Source organism: thiotrophic endosymbiont of Bathymodiolus puteoserpentis (Logatchev) (assembly GCF_900127505.1).
Classification (GTDB): Bacteria; Pseudomonadota; Gammaproteobacteria; order PS1; family Pseudothioglobaceae; genus Thiodubiliella.
Genome location: NZ_UEXF01000037.1, coordinates 1,517 through 4,392, shown reverse-complemented (window position 1 = coordinate 4,392; position 2,876 = coordinate 1,517). Strand labels below are relative to the sequence as shown.

The window sequence follows — 2,876 nt, the reverse complement described above, 5'->3', positions numbered from 1 at the left end:
TATTGGTATAATTTGAAGCCTGATTTGTTTATCAGAAAGCCTGATATGTTTCGGAGTGTGGTTTTTGAAAGTAGGGAATAACGTGGTGAAACCTGACATGGGTGTTGTTTTATCAGGTTGGTGGTTTTTTGGTTGGGTTATGCAAAGGTCTCAGAAAGTTATATTTATTTTTACAATTACAAAAGGATTCATTCAGCCATTGGGTATATGACACCTGTTCAGAAGATGGCTGAATTGAAAAAAGTGGCTTGAAATGTGTCTAAGTTGATTGGAGCATTACAACCACTTACCAGTATTTAGGAATGACAAAAATAGCTTGGGCATCAAACCAACTGCCTAAAAAAAATTTAGATATAATGAGACCTTTGCATAAATAGAGATGATTAATAAAATCCAATTTTTTCCCAATGGGTAATTTCTTTAAACTTTGTCCTAGCAGGGCTAAGGCTGGGTTTAAAAAATTGCCAAGTGGGAAAAAAGTGGGTTTCTGATGATTGTTCCTATTTATGCAAAGGTCTCACACAATATAATAAACCCGATAACGAACAGGATAATACAGGAATATGAAGATGATAAGAATTATTCAAAATTTAGGCATGGTTTTATGAAAACTAGCGACCACGGAAGATCATCTTGGAGAATTGCTGATGCACTGGGTCTTAAAATAATAACTTCTAATATAGAGATAGAATATACACCTTATACCGATTACAAGAAAGATCATATTCGCCTACATTTAAAACAACAAAAGACTTTAAGGGACTCTGAAAACCCTTTGGTTTTACCACCTCGTATAAACTATGTAGATCCTTATACTCCAATAAAACGACAAAAAGAACGTCGTGCTACCTTGTGAACTTACTAGAATCCTATCAGCAAACTTATGACTACGACACAGGTAACAATTTAACTCATCTTTCACACCAAGCCAATAGTAGCACATGGCAACAAACCCTCACTATCCATTCAAATAACAATCGTGGTACTGAAACCAAACAAAGTGCCTCTGACTTTGATACCAATGGCAATTTACTAACCCTTGACAACATTGGCACCCTACATTGGCACTACAACAACACACTTAATCAACTCAGCAAACCAGACAAAAGCAACACCACACAATACTATGTTTATGATTACCAAGATAATCGAGTCCGCAGTGTGGCTGAATCTGACCACCAAGTACAAAGCCAAATAGACTACCTGCCCTCACTAGATCTTTCAACCAACCAAGCAAAACAACAAACTAGTACCCTGCACATTGGCACCCACATCCTCAGCGAAAGTAGCAAAGACAACACGCAAAACCCTAACCAAACTCACTACCAACTCACCAGCCACCTACAATCCAATACCTTAGAGTTGGACGACAAAGCCCAAACCCTCAGTTATGAGCACTACTACCCCTATGGTGGTACTGCCCTCATCGCTGGCAAAGACAAAACTCAAGTGCAACAAAAACGCTACCGCCATACAGGCAAAGAAAGAGACAACAGTAGTGGCTTGTCCTACCACGGTGCTAGGTATCTAGCCCCTTGGCTAACGAGGTGGATAAGCCCTGATTCAGCGGGTGCGGTTGATGGCTTGAATTTGTATGTTTATGTGGGCAATAATCCACTTAAATATATTGACCCAACAGGACATGGCATTAACACGATACTCTTTGATAATTTTTTAGATAGAATAAATAGAGACAAGACTAGTGAATTAAATATTTGGATTGGGGATGCACATAACTTACCAGATGGAATAAAGCTGCTCGTAACCTTAGCGAAAAGCATTGATCCAAATCATATTGGAAATCTGGTAATGGAAAATACAACTGTTTCAATTTCAGGGAATAAACGACCTGTTCCATATCCAACAACAGATGTATACTTATGTATAAAGAATATTATGCAGGCATACAATACAGGCTCATTTGAAGCTACAAAAATTTATACTTATCAGAAGAAAGCGCTAGCGTTAATAGATAACAGCGCATCAGAAAATGGCAAATTTAAGGGCCGTTTTATTGGCGGAGAAAAATGGAAAAATCCTAGGTTAGAAATTTCAAGAATAAATGGCAATGTACTTGCATTGGTTGGTGCCTCTCATTTATTGACAAATATAGTGCCAACAAAACATTTACAATATATGCACACAGACTCATGTCCTGTTCAGGAACATCTTAAACCCAATACAAGTATTGCTTTAATTCCAAAAAATGTCATTGATTACTACATTGAATATAAAATCTCAAGACAAGGAAATTTCGTGAGCGAATTTGGATTATGGGTTAACGGTAAAGATAACAACCCAGAAGATGCATTTTTAGTTACTGGCAGAGGGGAGGCGATGAGAGAAAGATTTGGCGATATAATGCAACCAATTCCAATAGATTTAAGAAAATTATCGCCTATTAAGGAGCCGAACCCCTGATCTAAATGCAATAAATCATCATGTAATACCTTAACCTAAAGTTCAATTAGTATCGTTAATGATAGGTGGCACTATTGTGTATTTAGTCAACCCTTAAAAACCACACAACAAATTGATTTATAACAATAAAACTAACAATAACCCTAGACAAATCAACCAACTTTTGTTAAAATACCCCTTATTTCTTGGTCGTTTTGCTTAAAAAAATGTTAGTCAACCCTTAAAAACCACACAACAAATTGATTTATAACAATAAAACCAACAATAACCATAGACAAATCAACCAACTTTTGCTAAAATACCTCTTATTTCTTGGTCGTTTTGCTTAAAAAAATGTTAACTAAATCCAGCCCAATATCCACCCAATCAAATCTTTTTCATTCAGAGCTCTTTTCTCAATTAGATGTCAAAGACCCTTTAATACAACTAGCCAACACTATTAATTGGACAGTCTT

3 protein-coding genes are annotated in these 2,876 nt (G+C 36.4%); all 3 read left to right on the top strand.

Annotation, left to right across the window (positions count from 1 at the left end):
• Nucleotides 1-120: 120 nt before the first annotated feature.
• The 3 genes from BHECKSOX2_RS06200 to BHECKSOX2_RS10270 all read left to right on the top strand — a co-directional run bounded on the left by BHECKSOX2_RS06200 (nucleotide 121) and on the right by BHECKSOX2_RS10270 (nucleotide 2,421).
• A complete protein-coding gene (locus tag BHECKSOX2_RS06200) occupies nucleotides 121-252 on the top strand; it encodes an IS3 family transposase (RefSeq protein ID WP_425356611.1) in 132 nt (43 codons plus the stop codon).
• Nucleotides 253-490: 238 nt separating this feature from the next.
• Nucleotides 491-856, top strand: coding sequence for a hypothetical protein (locus tag BHECKSOX2_RS06195; RefSeq protein WP_180323688.1), 366 nt, complete (start codon nucleotides 491-493; stop codon nucleotides 854-856).
• A complete protein-coding gene (locus BHECKSOX2_RS10270) occupies nucleotides 853-2,421 on the top strand; it encodes an RHS repeat-associated core domain-containing protein (RefSeq protein WP_245391339.1) in 1,569 nt (522 codons plus the stop codon). Before BHECKSOX2_RS06195 ends, BHECKSOX2_RS10270 begins: the two co-directional genes overlap by 4 nt.
• Nucleotides 2,422-2,876 lie beyond the last annotated feature (455 nt).